A 19,328-nucleotide genomic window follows, 5' to 3' on the forward strand; every position below is an offset into this window, starting at 1 on the left:
TGATCGCCGGAAAGCTCGACTTCTCCTCGATCAACCCGCATGCCGCATAACCCACTCATTTTTCAAAAGAGCCAGATCTGATGTGTCTGAGGCGCGAATTCCGCTTGGCGTCGAGCCGGCCAAGCCGGCCCGGTTCTCAGTAGCCGGATCGATGCGGCAGACAACAACGCAGGCGGAGCAAAGCGCAGCGGCGGTCCGGTCACGCCAGGCCGGTCAGCCCGCGAGGCCTGCCAAGGCCTTGGTTGCCGCTGACGGCCATCGCGCCTTCACATCGGCAGACACTGCGAACTGGGAGAAATTCTGAAGCCGACGGAGGTTGTCATGACGTCGACGTCCTCTCCGTCCTTTAGGGCGGAGAGGACGTCAACATGTGACCCAGCAGAACGCGGCCCTCGTAGAGGAAACGCCCGCAGCCGCCCGTGCACTTGAGGAGCAGGCCATCGAGTTGCGGAACGCTATTTCGGTCTTCAAGGTGGGATGATCATACTGTCCGTGCAAGCAATGGCGGTAGCAGGGCGCAGAGCTGGCTATGGAGTGGTTGTTGCCCCATTAGAACCGCCGCGCAAGCCCCGTCTCCTCAGGGCGGGGTAAGCGGCGAAGGGTCTGTTGTAGGAAGGCTAAAACCGAGTCCTAGACTCGGTATGTTAGCCACGTCTCATACTCCGACCGTCACTCGCGTCCTGCGCGGAGCCGGCCAGGCCCCCCTGCGCTGTAGACGTTCCGCCAGCGCGGCAGTCCAAGAAACCACGCTGGTCGAGTGGACGCTCATCCCTCTGGGGGGCAATCTTTACCAGATTGCCGGCAGCCTGGAAATGAGTGCACCAAGCGGGAATTAGATTAAACTTCTGCGAGCTTCATTTTCGACGTTTCAGGCGCCCAAAGGTACGAGGTGATAGCCCCCACCAGCATGACGACAACGCATGCACCGAGCGCCGCCTGAATCCCGAAATTCTGTACGACAGTGGGGAGTAGAAATGTACTGGCCGCGGAGCCAAATCGGCTTGCCGCAACAGCGAAGCCGACACCGGTTCCGCGCAAATGCGTGGGAAACAGTTCTGGCGGATAGATGAACTCCAAATTCGCCGAAGCGGACAAAATAAGAGCAAACAGGGCGAAGGCGACGATCACGCCACTCGATCCAAGGATACCGGCAGCCAACACCGCGAGAACGCCTGCCCCTACTACAAAGGTACCAATCAGGAAGGTTCTTCTGAGAATCCGGTCAACAATGATAGTCCCCAACACAGCGCCGATCAGCAGGAAAATATTGTAGGCCAGACCACCCAGATACTTATCAGAGACGTGAAGCGCTTCGAATATCTTCGGCAGGAACGTGCCGAGTGCGAAATATGGAATGACTTGGCACGCGTAAAAAATGCCGCCGATCGCAGTGTTCTTTCTCCACTTCTTCGAGAAGAGCTCAGCCCATTCACCACCTGCTTTACGAACTTCCGGCCCTGCAGGGGGCAGCAGGATGCCATCACCCAACTTGCTTCGAACAATCTTTTCGGCTTCGTCAGTACGTCCCTTCCTGATTAGCCAAAGCGGAGACTCGGGTATACCCAAACGGAAAATGAAAATCATCGTGGCTGGCAGGCAGCTAACAACAAGCATGTAGCGCCATGCGTCGGGCCCGACGTCTCGCAGGAAAAATCCCACGATATAAGAGAAGGCGTAGCCGGCCACCCATGCAATTGCCATAATGCTGAGCAGCCTCCCTCGGAATCGAACGGGGGACAGCTCCGTGAGCAGTGCCTTACTCACGACATAATCAAATCCGAGCACCATTCCCAATGCGAAGCGCAGGATCAAAAGCTGCCATGCGTCAGTTACGAAGAATTGCGATGCGGATATGACCGCGGCAAACAACATGTCGTACGCGAAAATCTTCCTACGCCCGATACGATCTACGATAACGCCCGACACAAGGCTACCGAGAAACAGGCCTGCCAAAGCGGCACCGCCCAATAACCCCATCCAGATTGCGTCAAGCTTGAGAGGAATCGCGGCGAGTGCTATGGCAAGGCCAATAATGCCCAATTCGAAACCATCAGCAAACTGGCCACCACAAGCGGACGATCCAACATGTAGGTGAAAGCGCTTGAAGGGAACGCTTTCAAATGGCACCAGATTAATAGCAGTCGCTTTACTCACGTCGTTGTCTCCTATTGGGTAACCGAATTTAGACGTTTATGAAGCTAACTGTAGGTGGTGGAATAATAGATGTCTATAGTATAGGTCATAGTATTAGCAACACTTATGCTTACTCCAACTCAAGCCTTGGGATTATGGGAGCAGTACGGGTCGGGCCGGCTTCAGGCTGACTCGTCGAGCCGTCGGCGTACGTCCCGACCATTTGCGTTTCTCCTTGCTAGGTGAGTCGTTAAACTCGGTATCGAAGCGTTTGCCCGCCGCGCATCAGTTCCGACCAGCCATCACGCCACCATCCACGTCCCATATCGCGCCGGTGATCCAGCTCGCCTTGTCCGACAGCAGGAAGGTGACGACTTCGCCGACATCTTGCGGGGTACCGACACGGCCGATCGGGTGGAGACTGTTGAAGCCCTGCAGAGTGCTGTGTACTTCGGCCTTCGGGATGAAGCCCTCGTAGATCGGGGTTTCCACAACCGCCGGCGACACCGCATTGACGCGGATGTGCTTCGGTGCCAGTTCCATGGCCAGGTGCTGGGTCAGCGAATGTAGGCCGGCCTTAGCCATGGAGTACGCTGACGACGGCGTGGCCGCGATGGCCTGCTTTGCCCACATCGAACCAATGTTGACGATCGCGCCCGGGCGGTTCTTTGCGACCAGGTTGTCGGCGACCTTCTGAGTGATGAAGAAAAACGCCTTGTTCAGCTTCATGTACTGGTCGTAGTCCGCGTCCTGATGCTCCAGGAAGGGCTTGGGGAAGAAGATGCCCGCCGCATTGACGAGCAGATCGATGTCCGAATGCTGCTCGTCAATGGTCTTGAGCAGGTTAGCCAGCCCTTCGTCGCTGGCCAAGTCTGCCTTCAGCGCCCAAACTTGGCCCAGCGCGGCCATTTCCTTGCGTGCTTCTTCGGTCTTGTCCGCGCGGTTGCCCACGATTACCGCGCTGCCGCCTTCGGCGAGCACCATACGGACCGTCTGCAGGCCCATCCCGCTGGTGCCACCGACGACCAGCAGCTTCTTACCTTTGAATTGATTGTTCATGTGAAATCTCTCTGATTGATTGGAAGGTTCGGGTTGAGGAAAAACGGGCGGGTCACAGTGAGGAAGGGCAAGCCTCCATCGTGCAGATACAGCCAATGTCTGCGCTCGTGCGGCGGGCTTCGGCCTCTCTTAATGCATCAAGGGTCACAATAGAACCCGGCGAAAATGGGAAGAAAATCTATTCTGTCCGGCTGGTATCGGAAGCCCCAATGTCGGTGGCACCATCTAAATCTGATCCTCAACTTGTAGTATTTTTGGCGGATTTCCTTCCGCAGACAAATGAGATAAAGTGTTCGACATTGAAAGAAAAACTTTATCGAAGTGAAATCGCCTGCTCACTTGAACGCATTGCGCGCATTCGAGGCCAGCGCCCGCCATCAGAGCTTTTCTGCGGCAGCGGGTGAACTCTTCGTCACCCCCGCTGCGGTCGGCCAGCTCGTGCGCACACTGGAGGAATGGTTGGGCACGCCGCTGTTCCACCGTGGGACCAGTGGACGGGCACGGCTAGTCGCCACCGAGGCCGCCGAACGTGCATTGCCGGACATCCGAGCGGGCTTCGATAGGCTGGCTCTGGGCCTTGAACGGCTTAAGGAGGGATCGGTGAGCGGTGTACTCACCGTGACGGTCAGCCCGGCCTTTGCCGCCAAGTGGTTGCTGCCACGTATCGACAGGTTCCAGATCGGTTGGCCCGACACGGATGTGCGCTTGGACACCAGCCTCAAGCCGGTGGACTTCGTTGCCCAACGGGTCGATATCGGCGTGCGCTACGGCACGGGAAGCTGGCCAGGATTGACCGCGGACAAGCTGATGGACGAGGAGGTCTATCCGGTGTGCTCGCCCAAACTGCTGCGCGAGCGTCGGCGCCTGCAGAAGCCGAAAGACCTGGGCCGGGAGACCCTGATACACGACTTGTCGATAGACGGGCACGCGGGTTTTCCCTCTTGGGACGCGTGGCTGCAGACAGCGGGCGTGACCGATGTCACCACCACGCGTGGCATGAAGATCAATAATTCTGCTGCCGTCTTGCAGGCAGCGATCGATGGACACGGTGTCGCGCTCGCTCGCAGTGTCATGGCGCACGACGATCTTGCAACCGGGCGCCTGGTTCGGTTGTTCCCGGAAATAACGTTCGCTTCGCCATTGGCCTATTTCATTGTTTACCGCACCGAGTGTTCCAGCCTGCCCAGGCTGGTGGCCTTTCGGGATTGGTTGCTCATGGAGGCGGCGACGTAGCGAAGGGAAGGGAAGCGGGAAGCAGTTAGCCGAAAGGCTGCGAATCGGATAGCGCGGGCATGTGGTTCGAGGAAGTTGATGAGCACTATTCCACGCAAACCTGTTCCTGTTGCGCATCCCGAACAGGTCCCGCTGGGCAGCAGGCTCTCAGGGATACGAGGGTGGGCCTGTTCAGTGTGCCAAGCCTCACACGAGCGCGACGTCAATGCAGCGAAGAACATCTTGCGCTGGGGGCGTGGCAGGTATAGCGCAGAAGCTTTCTATTGCGGCTGAAAAAGCCGAAACGCATAAGGCGCCGTCGTCAGGCGAGCCCGTGCCGGACGTGGCCCGCTTGAGGAAGGAATCTCCGTCCTTTTGGGGCGGAGAGGACGTCAACGGCGTGAGGGACAGCAGCCGGCCCAGAAGCGGAGCTGCGAGACTGTACTCGCCGTGGTGAGCGGACTTGGCTGCGCGCTTCCGCTTTCCTAAAAGCGTGATGGGCCAGTTCAGAACTGGCGGAACATTGCCTGAATACGCTCAGGATCTCGCGTGATAGTCAGGGTGAGCATAAGAAGGATACGGGCCTTTTGGGGATTGAGGCTGTCTGCGACCAGCCCCGGATAGGCAGGATCGACTGGCACGAAGCCGCTGCCAGTCCTTGATGAGCGGACGACTACAACACCCTGCTCAATGGCCTTCTTGATTGACGGAATGGAGCGCTGCGAGGTGCTGCCCGCTCCCACACCTGCAGCGATGATTCCCTTGGCGCCCTTTGCCGTGGCGGCATCGTACATGAATCCCGTGTCGCTCTGGTAGTGCATGATGATGGCGACTTCCGGCAGCGTTTCCAGTTTCGAAATGTCGAAGGGCGTAGCTGTCGTGTGCTTCTTGGTTACGCTCGTCTCGAAGTAAGGGGTCTGGTCCACTAGGGTGCCGAGATAGCCGGCATCGTGACTTTGGAAGGTGTCAAGCGTGTTGGCATTGGTTTTCGTCGCGAAGCGCGCTGACCCGATCCGGTCGCTCAAGACGATCATAACGCCTCTGCCCCGGGCGTCGGGAGTTGCGGCGAGCTTCACGGCTTGCAGGATATTGCTTGGGCCGTCGGCACTAATGGCGGTCGACGGACGCATCGCGCCAGTGATGACCACAGGTTTATCGCTCTTGACCACCAAATTGAGAAAGTAGGCCGTTTCTTCCAGCGTGTCCGTGCCGTGAGTGATAACGATGCCTGCAACGTCCGGTTGCGCTAGGAGCGCGTTGACCCTCTTGGCAAGCTTCAAAAGAATCTCATTGGTAATGTTGTCGCTGCCGACGTTCGATACCTGCTCGGCCGACACACGAGCGATCTTCTCCAGCGAAGGAACGGAACGAATCAGCGCCGCCCCGGTGAGCACACCGGATTGGTAGGCGGCGGTCTGGGTGTCCGAGGCCCCGGTGCCAGCGATCGTGCCGCCAGTGGCCAGTACAACCACATGGGGTAGCTGCTGCGACTGCCCAGATTGCACGGGCTGCGCGTGAACTGGTTGCAGTAACCCCAAGCAGCCGGAGATCGAAAAGCAGAGGGCGGCAAGTAGCGAACGATGGATAGGGCGCATAGTGATTCCAGGAAAGCTAGACGGAGTGGTTGGCCCGAGGCGAAGGCAGGTAGAGCTGGTCGCTCGGGAGAATGCCGACGAGCGTGACGGAGGCGGGGAGCTTCACGTACGCGTCACGAAGTCTATGAGGCGAAAGAGCCAAAAGGTGGCCGCGGTCCCCACTATTAGAGCTTCTGATAAGGCGGGCACAGCATCTCTTCTTTGAGATTTATTCGCCACAATTTGACGCCGGGCCGGGCCGGGCCGGGCCGGGCCTTGGCCGCAGCGCTTGTCCTGCCTCCACGCGCACATGCACCAGCCTGCACTTTGCGGACATCGAGCGGGTGAACTGCGCTGAGGCCCCTATGGCGGCCTTGCAGCTATCGCAAACCGTTCATATATGTATTAGAGTTGCTTATTGTTGTGGCGTAACTATTTGTTTTGTTTCTAAAAAGTCCTAAGCTCCACCGGAACCAGACATGCAAGACAACCGACCCATCGACATGCAAGCGCTCCGCGTCTTCGTCGCTACTGCCCAGGATTGCAACATGTCCAAGGCAGCCGAACGCTTGGGCATTTCACAATCAGCCGTCTCTCAATCCGTCCGCCTGCTGGAAGAGAGCTTTGGCGCCCCGTTGCTCAATCGTTCAGCGCGCCCGCTGACGCTTACCCCGGCAGGCGTCGCTCTGTTCAACCGGGGCAGAGTGCTTCTGGAAGAAGCGTTGAACTTGCGAGGGGCGGTTATCGAGGCCAGCCGGGGCATCAAGCCTAGTCTCCGAATCGGCTTGGTGGATTCCTTTGCGGCAACCTGCGGGACGCCCTTGGTGCAGCAGCTTCTGCGAAACACCGCGCAACTGTCGGTGCGCACGGGACTGACACCCAATCTGGGCGAGGCCCTGGCACGACGCGAGCTGGACCTGGTGATCTCCTCGCGGTCGCTGGATCTGGACGGAATGGCCAACCACTTGCTGATGTCCGAGCGGTTCTTCGTCATCGCTCCTAAGGGCAGTACACCGGTATGCCAATCCATAGCGGACATCACGGAGCTGGCTCGGGTACTGCCTATCGTGCGATTCAACCAGCAGTCCCACTTGGGCGAACAGGTTGAACGCGCGTTGCGCCGATTGGGACTCAATCTTCCACGCCGGCTGGAGGTGGATACCGCCGATACTTTGACCTCCATGGTGGCAGGGGGCATCGGCTGGGCCATCACAACCCCGCTATGTCTCTTGCAAGGAGCACGTTCGGCGGCTTCCGTACGCCACGACTTCGTGCCCGAACTCAACGCAGAGCGAAGGATCTATCTGCACGCCCGAAAAGGCGAATACGGAGCACTGGGAAAGGAGACCTTCGAAACGGTCTGCACCATCCTGGAAAGCCAAATCTCCGGTGAATTGAAGGCTATCAACTCTTTACTTCCCGGTCTCATTCAAATACATCCCTGGAGCGAAAATGCCTGAACAGCAAGCCCTTCAACGATCGGAATCGGACTATCTCGGAACCGTCTCTATTCCCGGCGAGGCCCTCTACGGTGTCAATGCGGTTCGCGGGGTGGACAACCTCACTGTATCCAAGCGCCCGATTGGCTCTGAGCGCGAGTTCGTGCGCGCCTTTGCGTTCTGTAAATGGGCCGCCGCGCTGGCAAACCACGACGTCGGCGTGATCGACGACGCGCAGTGTCAGGCCATTGTGGGGGCCTGTCGCGAATTGGCGGATGGCCAGCATGACGCCTTCATGATCGTGGATTTCCTAGAGGGTTCCGGCGGCACCTCTTCGAACATGAATGCCAACGAGGTCGTGGCCAACCGTGCACAGCAGTTGCTGGGTGGCCAGCCCGGCGTGTACGACCGCGTGCACCCGAACGACCATGTCAATCGCTCACAGTCCACCAACGACGTCTATCCGGCAGCCATGAAGATTGCCGCCCATGCGCTTCTGGTACCGCTGATCGATGAAGTGAACGCACTCGCGGCCAGCCTGCGGCGCAAGGCTAACGAGTTCCGGGACGTGCTGCACCTAGGCCGCACGTGCCTGCAGGACGCGCAGCCGATGATGTTGGGCCAATTGTTCGAAGGGTACGCCGCGCTGACCGAACGGCTGAGTGCGGAACTGGAGAGGGTCCGCGGAGACCTAACGGCGCTGCCCCTGGGCGGCACTGCCATCGGCACTGGTTTTGGCGCGCCAAAGGGATACAAGGCCCGCGTTTATGCGCACTTGGCCGAGATCACCGGCGTGCCCTTTCGTCCCGCGGCTAATGCCTTCGATGCGATGCAGAACCTCGACACTTTTACGCGCGTCTCCGCCGAACTGCGGACCTGCGCCACTTCACTGGGCAAAATCGCTTCGGACCTGATTCTGTTGTCGTCCGGACCGAATGGCGGGATCGCCGAGCTTGAGCTGCCAGCCGTGCAGGCCGGCTCATCCATCATGCCCGGTAAAATCAACCCCGTTGTGCCAATGAGCATGGTGCAAATCGGTTTCGCCGTCGTGGGCAACGATGTTTGCGTGGCGCAGGCTAACCAGGCTGGCCAGCTTGAGATCAACCATTTCGAGCCGGTCGTAGCTGACCGCCTGTACGACTCGATCCATCTGTTGCGCAACGGCATTCGGCTGTTCCGTGAGAAGTGCATTGACGGCATTCGAGCCAATGTGTCGGCCAATGAACGGCATCTGATTGATTCGACCGCCATCGCGACGGCCCTCATTCCGAAGCTGGGCTACGCCCAGGTCAGCAAGATCGTGCGTGAGGCCGCGGCACAGAGCTTGCGCTTGGTCGATGTGCTCGAAGAGCGCAATCTGCTCAGCCGCGAGGAAGCGATTCAACTGACCCGGCAGTCGACGGTGGTTGATGCCTGATCCCAAAAACAAGCTCCTGGGTGAATAAGATGCGCACGCGCGAATCTCTGCTGCAATTCCTTGACACGCAGGGCATTACCTATCAGGAAGCAAGGCACGCGGCGGTCTACACCATGGCCGAGTCCGCGAGCCTTGCGCAATCCCTCGAAGGTATCCGCTGCAAGAACCTGCTTGTTCAGAGTAGGAAAGGCTTGGATTGCCTTCTGGTTGTCACCCCACCGGACGCCAGGGTGGATCTGGGCGCGCTCGGTCGCAGTCTGGGAGTTGGCCGCTTGTCGTTCTGCTCTCCCTCGGAGATGATGAGTCTTCTGGGGGTGGAACCAGGTGCTATGAGCCCGTTTGCTTTGCTGGCAGACCGAGAGGCCAGGAAGGTGCGATTGATTGTGGATCTTGCGCTGAAGCCGGCTTCCCACTTTCTCTTTCACCCCCTGGTCAACACGGCGACAGTCTCGATCTACAGCGAAGAACTTTCACGTTTTCTGGCGGCGATTGACCATCCCCCAGAGTTTCTGGCGGTTCCTCGACGCGCCAACGAGGTTAGCTAAGTCGAGATAGTTGGTTTAGACGGTGTTGAGTGGCACCTACCCTAGGCTTCGTCGCGGCTCCCCGCTCACGCGACGACCTTGCCAAACTGCTTCCGTCGACGGCAATATTCCTGCCTACCTCCTTTACCGTGTGACTGTGCAGGCTGAGCCCGGCCTTGGTCGCTCCGTCGGTGAATTTCTGCAACTCGTAGGCGCCGATGAAGTGCCGCTCACGAACCGAGAGTTCGTTGGAATAGTTCCGGACAGAGTTCACCTCCGTCGTTTGGGAGCCAAGCAAGGGGGCGTGATTGTCCTTGATGCGCAAGCGCAGGACTCGAGTGACGGCACGGACTGAAGGGGGAGCCATCCCGCGTCTAGGATGCGGTTTTGGCCCTCACGAAGGAATCGCGTTGCGCCGCTTACGTCGACCTGACGAGGCGGGGCTTGCGCGGCGCGGTCATCGGGGTCAATTTTGGTGGCAGGCTCTTCGCTTCCAGTGAGAGCCTGCCAATTTTTGAATCCTGAACCGACGAAGAGAGGGGTTTCGCACCTCTCTGATGTAGCGACTCGCCCGACGTCAGGAGCCGCGGTGTTGGCCGCGCAGAACGACCGTCGCTTCTGAGTCCGATGCACCGTGGCCCGAGTTGCTATCGATAACCGATGCCGACCGCTTATGGTCGATCAGGAGCACAGCCAGTACTGCGATGACGGCAGGCACTGCTATTGCGGCGAAATTCTGCTGGAGGGGCAGGGACATGCTTACCAGAGCGCCGATGACAATGGGCGCCAGGATTGCGCCGCTTCTGCCGATCCCGGATGCCCAGCCAATCCCCGTGCCTCGGACGGTAGCGGGGTAGAACTGCCCTGCATAGGCGTACGTCACAATTTGCGTGCCGATCGTGGAGGCTCCGGCCAGCGCGACCACGAAGAACAAGGCCTCAGTCGGCATCTTGTAGCCGAGCAGCGTGATCGATATCGCGGCGAGTGCGTACATGCCAACCAGCACGTATTTGATATTGAACTTGTCCGCCAGCCAACCGCCGCCGATGGCGCCGGCCATCGCCCCGAAGTTCAGGACCAGGACGAAAGTCAGTGCCGAGCCGAGGCTATAGCCTGCGCCAGCCATGAGTTTCGTGAGCCAGGAACTCAACGCGTAGACCATGAACAGGCACATGAAGAAAGCCACCCACAGCATCACGGTGCTGAATCCACGGCCATCACGGAATAGCATGCTGATAGGAGCGCTGGTACCTTTCTCGGCCTGGGGCAAATCAAACCGGTCTGTCGACTGCGGGCTGTAGGTGCGGTCCACCTGGCCCAGTACGGCCTTAAGACTGTCCAGGCGATTGCGCCGGATCAGGAAGGGCAGTGACTCAGGCATCAGCTTCAACACAGCAGGGATGATAAGTACGGGAACGCTGGCCGCCAGGAATACCGATTGCCAACCGTACGTCTCGATCAGTGATTTGCCCATTATTGCCGCAAGCATCCCGCCTACGGAATACCCACTGAACATCAGCGTGACCATCGTTCCGCGAATCTTGCGCGGGGAGAACTCGGTCATCTGAGCGACGACATTGGGCATCACACCGCCGATTCCCAGTCCGGCAAGGAAGCGTGTAATGCTGAACGTGACCGGATCGTGTGCCATTCCCGCCGCAGCAGTAAAGACGCTGAAGAGCGCAATACAGACAGCGATGGCTTTGGGGCGGCCAATGCGATCGGCAATGGTTCCCATGATGACTGCGCCGAACATCATGCCGAACAGCGCGGAGCTGACCATAAAACCGGCGCGGGTCGCGTCGACGTCCATGTCTTTCATGATGGAAGGAAGGGCGATGCCCACCACGGCAAGGTCGTAGCCATCAAAGATGATGATGAGCGCGCACCAGAACAGCAGGCCAGCATGGAATCTGTTGAAGCGCGCGTCGTCGGCGAGCTTGTGAACATCAATGTGACGCATGATTTGTCTTCTCCGTTGTTTTTGGAATGATCGCGGCGTTCTCCGCGGCATCTGCGGTTCACGCCGGCATGGCCTCAAGCTCTCTGAAGCGTTGGGTCTTGGGGGACGCGGTCTCGGGCAGGGCGGATAGGAATGTGATGGATACTTGCAAGGAGGGGCGCTTTACGAAGGCCTTCAGTTCGGCTTAGCGACACGACCAACCTGGCCAGAAACATACATGGGATCCCGACCTTCACAGCAGGCGCGTACCGAAGCTGTCGCAAACCGCCTCCATCCCGGTAGGGACAATGGCTCCACGGAAGGTCGACTCAGTAACCGGCGTCACCGCCTGGCTCATCCAGGTCTTCTCCTGCTCACGATCTCCAAGTACCCAGCAACTCTTTTGAAACAGCTTTTTACTCAGACAAGACGGCGACAGCCTTGATTTCGACGATATAGCCCGCCGCCCCACCAAGCATGTGTGCCCCGATTGCTGTCCACGCTGGCAGCGGGTGCGTGTTGAGGTATCGGTCACGTATCTCTATGAACAAGGGAAGGTCACGCATGTCGGTGTGGAACGTGGTGACGTCGACCACGTCGCGAAGCGTTGCGCCCGCAGCCTCGAGCACTGTCTTCAGGTTCTCGAAGGCTTGCACAATCTGCGCTTCTCGGCCTGCCACCAAGTTCATGTTAGCGTCACGACCAATCTGGCCCGAGACGTAAACAGTGCTCCCGACCTTCACAGCAGGCGCGTACCGAATCTCTTTGTAGACCGCTTCCATCCCGGCAGGAACAATGGCTTTACGTTCGTTCACTGTGGCATCTCCTATTCGTCGCTTTGTCGACCAGTTTTAGCCGTTGTCGCCGCCTGCAACCGGCAGCACGGCGCCGGTGATGTAGCCAGCTTCGTCAGAGGCGAGGAAGAGAATCGGTGCGATCTGTTCGTCGAGAGTTCCGTACCGCTTGAAGAACGTCGACTCGGTAACCTGCGTCACCGCCTCCCTCATCCAGGCATTCTCTTGCTCGCTATCTCCAGCCGCGTTGCGCGGCACGCGCCGGGGAGGCGCCTCGGTTCCGCCGGGCGCTGCAGCGACCACGCGGATGTTGTGCTCGCCATACTCCATCGCCAGCGACTGCGTCATCGCGTTGACGCCACCCTTCGCAGCCGAGTACGGCACACGGCGGATACCGCGCGTTGCATTCGAGGAAACGTTCACGATCGTTCCGCGACCTTGCGCGAGCATGTGCGGAAGGACCGCGTGGCAGGCGTACAGGGTGGGCATGAGCGAACGGCGAATCTCCGCGTCAATCTGAGCCGGTTCGAATTCGGCATAGGGCCGCATGCGAATGGCTCCGCCCACGCCGTTGACCAGAATGTCAATTCGACCAAACTTTTCCACAGCGAAGGCCATCGTGGAGGCTGCGCCTTCATAGGTCTCGAGGTCGGCAATGAAGCCCGCAGTGTCGGCCCCAACTGCTTCCGCTGCGACTTCGGAGATGAAGTCGGCGCGGTCGACAAACAGAACCTTCGCACCTTCAGCCGCTGCGCGTAGCGCGACGCCGCGTCCGATACCTTGGGCGGCACCGGTGACCACCATCACCTTGCCTTCGAATCGCTTGGCACTCATGCGGTCACCGGGGCTGCGTTGGGCGTGAACTTCTCATAATGGAAGCTGTTGGGCTTCACGCCGTTGTCGTCGAAATGCTTGCGCACCGCGTCGACCATCGGCGGCGGTCCGCACAGGTACACGTCAACATCACCATCGTTCAGACGCTCAGCCGGCATATGCTGGGTCACCCAGCCCTTGCGGGGATGGCTCGATTCCGCTTCTGCGACCACGGTGCTGAACGTAAAGTTCGGCAACTTCGCGACGTACGCCTCGATAGCCTCAACCTGGACAAGGTCGAGGTCTCGTGTCACGCCGTAGATGAGATGCACCTTCTGCTCCGAGTTCGCGCGAACCAGGACTTCCAGCATCGACAGGAAGGGCGCCAGGCCCGTGCCGCCGGCCAGAAACAACAAGGGACGCTCCACTGCCCGAAGGTAAAAGCTGCCGAGGGGACCGGTCAGTTGCACCTTGTGGCCTGGCTGCGCCGATTCGAGCCAGGTGCTCATCACGCCACCGGGGATTTTCTTGATCAGGAAGCTGATCTTCGATGCGCCCGGTATGGAAGAAAACGAGTACGAGCGATGCTTGCCGCTGCCGGGGACGTCGATGTTCACATACTGGCCAGCGAGGAAGACCGGCGGGATGCTGTCCACGTTCAACTCGAGGACCACGGCCGCATCATTGTGCTGTTCGACTTTCGTGACCGTCGCAGTGAATTTGCTTTGCTCGGTCTTGCAAACCGTCGACGATGCCGGCACTGCGATGACGCAGTCACTCTGCGGAACCATCTGGCATGTGAGCACGAGACCGCCGGCCTTCTCGTCGTCGCTCAGCGCGTCCTCAATGTAGTCGTCGCCCAAGTCGTAACTGCCACTCTCGGCGCGGCACTTGCAGGTGCCACACACGCCGTCGGAGCAATCCATCGGCAGGTTAATCTTGGCGCGGAAAGCGGCATCGAGAACCTTTTCGCCGGCCTTACATTCGACAAAGCGGGTCACGCCGTCTTCAAAGTTCAGTGCGATGTTGTAGCTGGACATGTTACCTCCTGCGTCCTTTCATGTTCCAACCAGTGGCATCAGACGTGGTACACGTCCAGCACCTGGCGGATATAGTCGTTCTTGAGCACAATCTTCTTGCTCGAAATCAACAACCGACCGTCAACTTTGCGGAAGGTGACGTAGACGGTGCCGAAATACTGGTCCGTGACCTTGTAACGATGGCTCAACGTGTTGAAGTTGTATCGAACGTCGACTTCGTTATCCCGCTCCGCCAGCACTTCGACATTGGTAACGTTGTGGCTGGTGCGCGGTTCCGGCATCGACGCGCTGCTGCGCTCGGTCCTGATGCGGAACACGCGGTCTTCCAGGCCGCCGCGGTCCGGGTAGTACATCAGCGAGATCTCGCTTTGCGGGTCTTCGGTGAGCTTGTCATCGTCGTCCCACGCCGGCATCCAGTAGATGACGTTTTCCGCGTAGCAGGCCAGCCACTCGTCCCACTGACGGTCATCCAGAAAGCGTGCCTCTTGATAGAGCGCGCTACAGATCTTTTGATAGTCGATGCTCATACGGCCTCCGCCTGTTCTTTCCGCAGGGCTTCGCGCATCACCTGCATCCAATATTCGTGGTGAACCACAAAGAGACCCTCATCTTCGCTGCGCTCGCCCGAGATAAGCGGGTTCAAGCCCATGCCCTTCGCGTTCGCGTCAGGCCCATGGATCCACAACGGTGCGCCGCGCGACATGTCGTTCCACATGGACGTCGTGCTGGCGTAACCCGCCTGGCACGCACGGAACTCTTCGAGGTCGTCGCTGGTGCCCATGCCAGAGACATTGAAAAAGTCTTCGTATTGCCGAATGCGGAGCGCGCGGCTTTCTGCGCTTTCGCCCTTCGGTGCGAAGCAGAAGATGCTGACTTCCGTCTTGTCGACACTGATCGGACGGACCACGCGAATCTGGGTACTGAACTGATCCATCAGGAACACGTTCGGATACAGACACAGGTTGCGTGTCTGATTTACGATGTACTTCGCCTTGTCTTCGCCAACACGAGCAGCGATTTCGTCGCGATGTTGATAGACTGGACGCACTTCAGGATTCATCGTGTTGGTCCAAAGCAGGATATGGCCATGCTCGAAGCCATACACGCCCGCAACCGACTTGCTCCACCCGTTTGCATCGACGGCCTTGGTGCCTTCGACATTGCGGCGGCCCATCGTTGCAGCATAGTTCCAGTGCACGGTGCTGACGTGATAGCCGTCACAACCGTTTTCCATCTGCATCTTCCAGTTGCCGTCGTAGACGTACGAAGAGTTTCCTCGCAACACTTCGATACCTTCCGGCGCTTGCGAGACGATTTGGTCAATGATGACCTTCGTCTCGCCGAGATAGTCCTCGAGCGGCATCACGTCTTCGCTTAGGCTGCCAAACAGGAAACCGCGATAGTTCTGGAAGCGCGCGACTTTCTTCAGGTCGTGCGAACCCTGTTTGTTGAACTGCACCGGATACTCGGTGGTCTTCTCGTCCTTTACCTTCAGAAGCTTGCCGGAGTTCGAGAACGTCCAGCCGTGGAACGGGCAAGTGAAGCTGCCCTTGTTGCCGTGCTTGCGACGGCACAGCATGGCGCCCTTGTGTGCGCACGCGTTGATGACCGCGTGCAACTCACCGGCCTTGTCACGCGTGATGACAATCGGCTGACGACCAATCCACGTCGTGTAGTAATCGTTATTGTTTGGTACCTGGCTTTCGTGCGCGAGATAGACCCAATTGCTCTCGAAGATGTGCTTCATCTCGAGTTCGTACAAATCGGCGTTCGTGAAAATGTCACGGCGGCAACGGAAGACGCCATTTTCCTTGTCGTCCTGAACGGCATTGCTCAGCAAATCGTCCAGTTGTCGTGCTTTATCGATAGTTGCGGACATGAGTCGTCTCCCTATGCCGGCTTGGTGGCCAAGCGCATCGGTTCAGATAAGTCGTGCGAAGAAGTTGGCGGCCTGCGAAAGAGGCCGCCGCGTGAGCGGTTATGCCGTGGCGGAAGCGCGAGGGCGATTCACAAGCTGGTTGTCCTTGCCTTGCACCAGCGGCGTCAACTCGATGTTGAATTCGATTTCCTTGTACGCGTCGCCCTTGAGGCCGAGCGCAGCGCCGCCCGTCTTCTCGACAACGTGCGGCACGAGCTCTTCGCGAGTCGCATAAGCGAAGTCGTCCCAGATCAGCGGGTCGCCTTCGATATTGATCTGCGTAGTGAGCTTGCGAGTCTTGTCACTCGTTACGAAGAAGTGCACGTGCGCCGGTCGGTTGCCGTGGCGGGCAATCACGTTAAGCAGTTGTTGCGTGGCGCCTTGCGGGGGGCAGCCGTAGCCAACGGGCATCAGCGTGCGGAACTCATACTTGCCGTCAGCCCCGGTCTTCACCGCGCCGCGAAGGTTGAAATCGTCTTGCGCGCCGGTCGGGTCAAAGTGCGAGTAAAAGCCCTTAGAGTTGGCGTGCCAGCATTCGACGACCGCATCGGCCACGGGCTTGCCGTCCGGTCCGGTCACCGTGCCGTGGAGGATGAGCGGACCCGCGTCTTCGTCGGCATTGAGATCAATCTTAGAGACGCCATCACGCACCGGGGCGCCAGCAACATACAGCGGGCCTTCGATAGTGCGCGGCGTGCCACCGTGGATGTCAGCTTCACGGTCCTCTGCATCCATGCGAATGTCGAGATACTTCTCGAGACCAAGGCCAGCGGCCAAAAGGGCCGCTTCACCATCTTGTCCGAGCTTGTTGAAGTAATTCACACCGGTCCAAATCTCATCGGGCGTCATGTCCAAGTCGTCGATAGCCTTGAAGAGGTCGCTCAGTAGACGATGAGTAATCTGCTTGGTACGAGCGTTGCCATCCTGGCTTCCCAGATTAGCAGCGGCGTTCAGCAGATCCTGCACTTCCTTCGAGTCGAACACTTTGACACTCATGTCTTCTCCTAAACTTTCTGTGTTTTGGTGGGGGTAAACCCTAGTCTCAGGCGGCTCTGAATTTACTCAGAAGGTATAATCACGCCTTGAAACAGAGCTTGGACGCAGAATAGTGGATGGCAAACAGGTCAGTCCAACACCGTTTTAGTATCGGACCATATCTCGGGGGTATTGTATGGAGTTGCGACATCTCCGCTACTTTGTAGCGGTTGCCGAAGAGCGAAACTTCACGCGCGCAGCAAAGCGGCTACATATCGCGCAGCCGCCGTTAAGCCGCCAAATACAGCAGCTAGAAGAAACGCTGGGGGTGCAGCTATTCGAACGAAGCTCTCGTCCGCTTAAGCTCACCGAGACGGGCAAATTTTTTTACTCGCACGCGGTGCATCTCATTGCGCAGACGAACGAGTTGGAATCGATGACAAGGCGCGTTGGCAACATCGAGCGCAGTCTGTCCGTCGGCTTTGTGGGGTCGACGCTCTACGGCATGCTACCAAAGATCATTCGACGATTCCGAGACGAAAACAAATCGGTCGAGCTCAGTCTCCACGAGATGTCGACGATGGACCAGATTCGCGCGTTGAAGGACGGACGCATCGACGTGGGGTTCGGTCGGATTCGACACGAGGATGCGAACATCCACCGGGTGACTCTCCGCGAGGAGAAGATGATCGTTGCACTTCCCGTCGGTCATCCGCTCTCAATGTCGAAGTCGGTGCTCGCGCTCCGAGACCTCATTTACGAAACACTCATTGTGTTCCCCAAGGCACCGAGGCCAAGCTACGCGGACCAGGTTCTGTCGGCGTTCCAGGAGCGAGCGCTCACGCCTCGGCGCATCTATGACGTGCGCGAGTTGCAGATTGCATTGGGGCTTGTCGCGGCGGGAGAAGGGGTTTCAGTCGTTCCGAGCAGCGTCTATGGGCTGAAGCGCGACGACGTGAGCTACATGGAGCTGGATGATCCAACACTCACGTCACCAATTATCATGAGTATGCGTGCGATGGATGAGTCGCGTGACATCAAGGAGATGCTGGAAATGATCTATCGGCTGTACGAGGAAGAGGGGATTCCCCATGTACCTCGCACGGACAAGGGGCCGTAAGACGACCATACCTCGGAGGCACGGCGCTAGACGTTGGTGGGCTCGGGCAGCCGAGTATTGCCGGCGCGATTGGCCTCAAAATTCATGACACAACTCGCTGATCGTCGAGCCACACCTGGTTCTCGGTCGGGACAAAGCGCAGCCGTTCGCAGAGATATGAAAAATCTGGTAGCGCCGTGTCGCGGTCCCGGCCCGAGTCACCCGGGCATGGCCTCAAACGAGATGATGTCACATATGTCGAACTGGACGATCTCAACCTGGTGTCGCCCATCATCCTGAGCACGCGCCTGCTCAACGAATCCGCCGACCTGCGGGCCATGCAAGACATGATCTATCGGCTATATGATGAGGCGACATTCCAATCTGCCGCCGACCCAGAGCTAGGACACTAGGCTTGAGAGGGTGGCTCCGCCTGCCGCAACACCCATTCCACCGCGCGCGCCAGGAAGGGCGATGTGTCGCCGGCCCTCATGCTCATGATCACGGGCGAGACGAAGCCGGGTGCGTCAATGGGGCAATAACGCACGTCGTCGCGGTGCAAGCGTTGTACAGAGGCCGGCACCAAGGTGATGCCCAGACCGGCCGCGACTAGCCCCAGCGCGGTTTGCAGTTCATTCGCTTCCTGGACCACGCGCAACTGAAGCCCGTGGGCGCGAAAGAGTGAAAGCAGATGATCCGCGTAACTGGGCCTTGGGCGTGCAGGGTAAAGCACAAACGGCCGCCGCGCCAACTCTTCCGGCGTGAGCGCGTCATCACCTCGAACTGCGACGGCAGCCGGCAACGCCGCGATTAACGGCTCGGCCATTACAACCGTTTGCATGATGCCGGGATCGTTCAACGCAATGCGACCAAATCCCAGGTCAATGCGCCCGGCCTTGAGTGCGGTCGCTTGCTGCACAGTGATCATTTCGCTGAGCCCTACTTCCACCTGGCTATCGGCACCTCGCAGTTCGCGAATCAACTCTGGTAAGAAGCCATACAGTACCGACGGCACGAAGCCAATGCCAAACCAGCGCTTTTCGTTGCGACCAATACGCCGCGTAGCCTCGATAGTTTCCTCCAGCCGCTGGGTCATTTGTAGCGATTGCTCCAACAAGAAACGCCCAGCCTCGGTCAGGCGCATTCCGCGACCGACGCGGTGAAAGAGCTCCACGCCGATTTCATCCTCGAACTGCCGGATCTGGCGCGACAACGGCGGCTGGGCCATATTCAAGATTGAAGCCGCCCGTGTCACATTTAACTCCTGAGCGACGGTCTGGAAATAGCGTAGGTGGCGAAGCTCCATATTCCTCCCCAGCGATACCTGTACAGTATGACATCAGACATGATCGGTCTTGGACAGCTATTCAGTCAAGATGCATACTCGGT

The 19,328-nt window shown here is 58.6% G+C and carries 18 protein-coding genes and 1 pseudogene; 8 read left to right on the forward strand and 11 right to left on the reverse strand.

Translation table 11 applies throughout. The features are described from left to right. On the forward strand, window positions 1-304 hold a 304-nt coding region (locus tag AC07UK_RS18320; RefSeq protein WP_494686058.1), incomplete at its 5' end, for a hypothetical protein. Window positions 305-837: 533 nt separating this feature from the next. Here AC07UK_RS18320 and AC07UK_RS18325 read toward each other — a convergent pair. Continuing rightward, window positions 838-2,154, reverse strand: a complete 1,317-nt coding sequence (locus AC07UK_RS18325; RefSeq protein ID WP_494686059.1) for an MFS transporter — start codon at window positions 2,152-2,154, stop codon at window positions 838-840. 264 nt (window positions 2,155-2,418) lie between these two features. Further along, window positions 2,419-3,192: an SDR family NAD(P)-dependent oxidoreductase gene (locus AC07UK_RS18330; protein ID WP_494686060.1), complete on the reverse strand. Its 774-nt coding sequence runs from the start codon at window positions 3,190-3,192 to the stop codon at window positions 2,419-2,421. 321 nt (window positions 3,193-3,513) lie between these two features. Between AC07UK_RS18330 and gcvA the strand changes: the two genes are divergently transcribed. Together gcvA and AC07UK_RS18340 are read left to right on the forward strand one after the other, a co-directional pair. Further along, on the forward strand, window positions 3,514-4,425 hold the full coding sequence (gene gcvA, locus AC07UK_RS18335) for a transcriptional regulator GcvA (protein WP_494686061.1): 912 nt from the start codon (window positions 3,514-3,516) through the stop codon (window positions 4,423-4,425). 78 nt (window positions 4,426-4,503) lie between these two features. Continuing rightward, window positions 4,504-4,698 carry a zinc ribbon domain-containing protein gene (locus AC07UK_RS18340; protein WP_494686062.1) on the forward strand — a complete coding sequence of 65 codons (195 nt, stop codon included), beginning with the start codon at window positions 4,504-4,506 and terminating at the stop codon, window positions 4,696-4,698. 212 nt (window positions 4,699-4,910) lie between these two features. Here AC07UK_RS18340 and AC07UK_RS18345 read toward each other — a convergent pair whose 3' ends face one another. Continuing rightward, window positions 4,911-5,999 (reverse strand): type II asparaginase, encoded by a 1,089-nt coding sequence (locus AC07UK_RS18345; RefSeq protein WP_494686063.1) that lies wholly within the window; start codon window positions 5,997-5,999, stop codon window positions 4,911-4,913. A 458-nt stretch (window positions 6,000-6,457) separates the two neighbouring features. On the opposite strand from AC07UK_RS18345, the gene AC07UK_RS18350 reads away from it, so the two are divergent. The 3 genes from AC07UK_RS18350 to AC07UK_RS18360 are packed head-to-tail and all read left to right on the forward strand — an operon-like array spanning window position 6,458 to window position 9,379. Then, on the forward strand, window positions 6,458-7,438 hold the full coding sequence (locus tag AC07UK_RS18350) for a LysR family transcriptional regulator (protein ID WP_494686064.1): 981 nt from the start codon (window positions 6,458-6,460) through the stop codon (window positions 7,436-7,438). Beyond that, on the forward strand, window positions 7,431-8,834 hold the full coding sequence (locus tag AC07UK_RS18355; RefSeq protein ID WP_494686065.1) for an aspartate ammonia-lyase: 1,404 nt from the start codon (window positions 7,431-7,433) through the stop codon (window positions 8,832-8,834). Before AC07UK_RS18350 ends, AC07UK_RS18355 begins: the two co-directional genes overlap by 8 nt. 29 nt (window positions 8,835-8,863) lie before the next feature. Further along, a complete protein-coding gene (locus tag AC07UK_RS18360; protein ID WP_494686066.1) occupies window positions 8,864-9,379 on the forward strand; it encodes a prolyl-tRNA synthetase associated domain-containing protein in 516 nt (171 codons plus the stop codon). A 556-nt stretch (window positions 9,380-9,935) separates the two neighbouring features. Here the strand turns inward: AC07UK_RS18360 and AC07UK_RS18365 are convergent. The 7 genes from AC07UK_RS18365 to catA form a co-directional block, all read right to left on the reverse strand. Further along, window positions 9,936-11,321: an MFS transporter gene (locus AC07UK_RS18365; RefSeq protein ID WP_494686067.1), complete on the reverse strand. Its 1,386-nt coding sequence runs from the start codon at window positions 11,319-11,321 to the stop codon at window positions 9,936-9,938. Window positions 11,322-11,716: 395 nt separating this feature from the next. Beyond that, window positions 11,717-12,115 (reverse strand): RidA family protein, encoded by a 399-nt coding sequence (locus AC07UK_RS18370; RefSeq protein WP_494686068.1) that lies wholly within the window; start codon window positions 12,113-12,115, stop codon window positions 11,717-11,719. 36 nt (window positions 12,116-12,151) lie between these two features. Beyond that, entirely contained in the window at window positions 12,152-12,928 is a 777-nt protein-coding gene (benD, locus tag AC07UK_RS18375) for a benzoate diol dehydrogenase BenD (protein WP_494686069.1), read from the reverse strand. Beyond that, window positions 12,925-13,947 (reverse strand): benzoate 1,2-dioxygenase electron transfer component BenC, encoded by a 1,023-nt coding sequence (gene benC, locus AC07UK_RS18380; RefSeq protein WP_494686070.1) that lies wholly within the window; start codon window positions 13,945-13,947, stop codon window positions 12,925-12,927. Before benC ends, benD begins: the two co-directional genes overlap by 4 nt. 38 nt (window positions 13,948-13,985) lie before the next feature. After that, window positions 13,986-14,474 (reverse strand): benzoate 1,2-dioxygenase small subunit, encoded by a 489-nt coding sequence (gene benB / locus AC07UK_RS18385; RefSeq protein ID WP_494686071.1) that lies wholly within the window; start codon window positions 14,472-14,474, stop codon window positions 13,986-13,988. Beyond that, window positions 14,471-15,826 carry an SRPBCC family protein gene (locus AC07UK_RS18390; RefSeq protein WP_494686072.1) on the reverse strand — a complete coding sequence of 452 codons (1,356 nt, stop codon included), beginning with the start codon at window positions 15,824-15,826 and terminating at the stop codon, window positions 14,471-14,473. Before AC07UK_RS18390 ends, benB begins: the two co-directional genes overlap by 4 nt. Window positions 15,827-15,925: 99 nt before the next feature. Next, the gene (gene catA / locus AC07UK_RS18395) at window positions 15,926-16,861 is read right to left on the reverse strand and encodes a catechol 1,2-dioxygenase (protein ID WP_494686073.1); all 936 of its coding nucleotides are present in this window, start codon (window positions 16,859-16,861) and stop codon (window positions 15,926-15,928) included. Window positions 16,862-17,036: 175 nt separating this feature from the next. Between catA and AC07UK_RS18400 the strand changes: the two genes are divergently transcribed. Both AC07UK_RS18400 and AC07UK_RS18405 read left to right on the forward strand, forming a co-directional pair. Then, window positions 17,037-17,960, forward strand: coding sequence for a LysR family transcriptional regulator (locus AC07UK_RS18400; RefSeq protein ID WP_494686074.1), 924 nt, complete (start codon window positions 17,037-17,039; stop codon window positions 17,958-17,960). Between the two features lie 206 nt (window positions 17,961-18,166). Next, window positions 18,167-18,352 (forward strand): annotated as a pseudogene (locus AC07UK_RS18405) (LysR family transcriptional regulator); the annotation flags it as partial. Here AC07UK_RS18405 and AC07UK_RS18410 read toward each other — a convergent pair. Then, window positions 18,349-19,245 (reverse strand): LysR family transcriptional regulator, encoded by an 897-nt coding sequence (locus AC07UK_RS18410; RefSeq protein WP_494686075.1) that lies wholly within the window; start codon window positions 19,243-19,245, stop codon window positions 18,349-18,351. The pseudogene AC07UK_RS18405 and the gene AC07UK_RS18410 sit on opposite strands and share 4 nt — an antisense overlap. Between the last annotated feature and the right edge of the window lie 83 nt (window positions 19,246-19,328).

Source organism: Cupriavidus sp. GW821-FHT07C08, from assembly GCF_059419025.1.

Bases quoted from the DNA above. Each gene is read 5' to 3' on its own strand.
- AC07UK_RS18330 (WP_494686060.1), bottom strand. From the start codon at position 3,192: ATGAACAATCAATTCAAAGGTAAGAAGCTGCTGGTCGTCGGTGGCACC.
- AC07UK_RS18340 (WP_494686062.1), top strand. From the start codon at position 4,504: ATGAGCACTATTCCACGCAAACCTGTTCCTGTTGCGCATCCCGAACAG.
- AC07UK_RS18345 (WP_494686063.1), bottom strand. From the start codon at position 5,999: ATGCGCCCTATCCATCGTTCGCTACTTGCCGCCCTCTGCTTTTCGATC.
- AC07UK_RS18350 (WP_494686064.1), top strand. From the start codon at position 6,458: ATGCAAGACAACCGACCCATCGACATGCAAGCGCTCCGCGTCTTCGTC.
- AC07UK_RS18355 (WP_494686065.1), top strand. From the start codon at position 7,431: ATGCCTGAACAGCAAGCCCTTCAACGATCGGAATCGGACTATCTCGGA.
- AC07UK_RS18360 (WP_494686066.1), top strand. From the start codon at position 8,864: ATGCGCACGCGCGAATCTCTGCTGCAATTCCTTGACACGCAGGGCATT.
- AC07UK_RS18365 (WP_494686067.1), bottom strand. From the start codon at position 11,321: ATGCGTCACATTGATGTTCACAAGCTCGCCGACGACGCGCGCTTCAAC.
- benD (WP_494686069.1), bottom strand. From the start codon at position 12,928: ATGAGTGCCAAGCGATTCGAAGGCAAGGTGATGGTGGTCACCGGTGCC.
- benC (WP_494686070.1), bottom strand. From the start codon at position 13,947: ATGTCCAGCTACAACATCGCACTGAACTTTGAAGACGGCGTGACCCGC.
- benB (WP_494686071.1), bottom strand. From the start codon at position 14,474: ATGAGCATCGACTATCAAAAGATCTGTAGCGCGCTCTATCAAGAGGCA.
- AC07UK_RS18390 (WP_494686072.1), bottom strand. From the start codon at position 15,826: ATGTCCGCAACTATCGATAAAGCACGACAACTGGACGATTTGCTGAGC.
- catA (WP_494686073.1), bottom strand. From the start codon at position 16,861: ATGAGTGTCAAAGTGTTCGACTCGAAGGAAGTGCAGGATCTGCTGAAC.
- AC07UK_RS18400 (WP_494686074.1), top strand. From the start codon at position 17,037: ATGGAGTTGCGACATCTCCGCTACTTTGTAGCGGTTGCCGAAGAGCGA.
- AC07UK_RS18410 (WP_494686075.1), bottom strand. From the start codon at position 19,245: ATGGAGCTTCGCCACCTACGCTATTTCCAGACCGTCGCTCAGGAGTTA.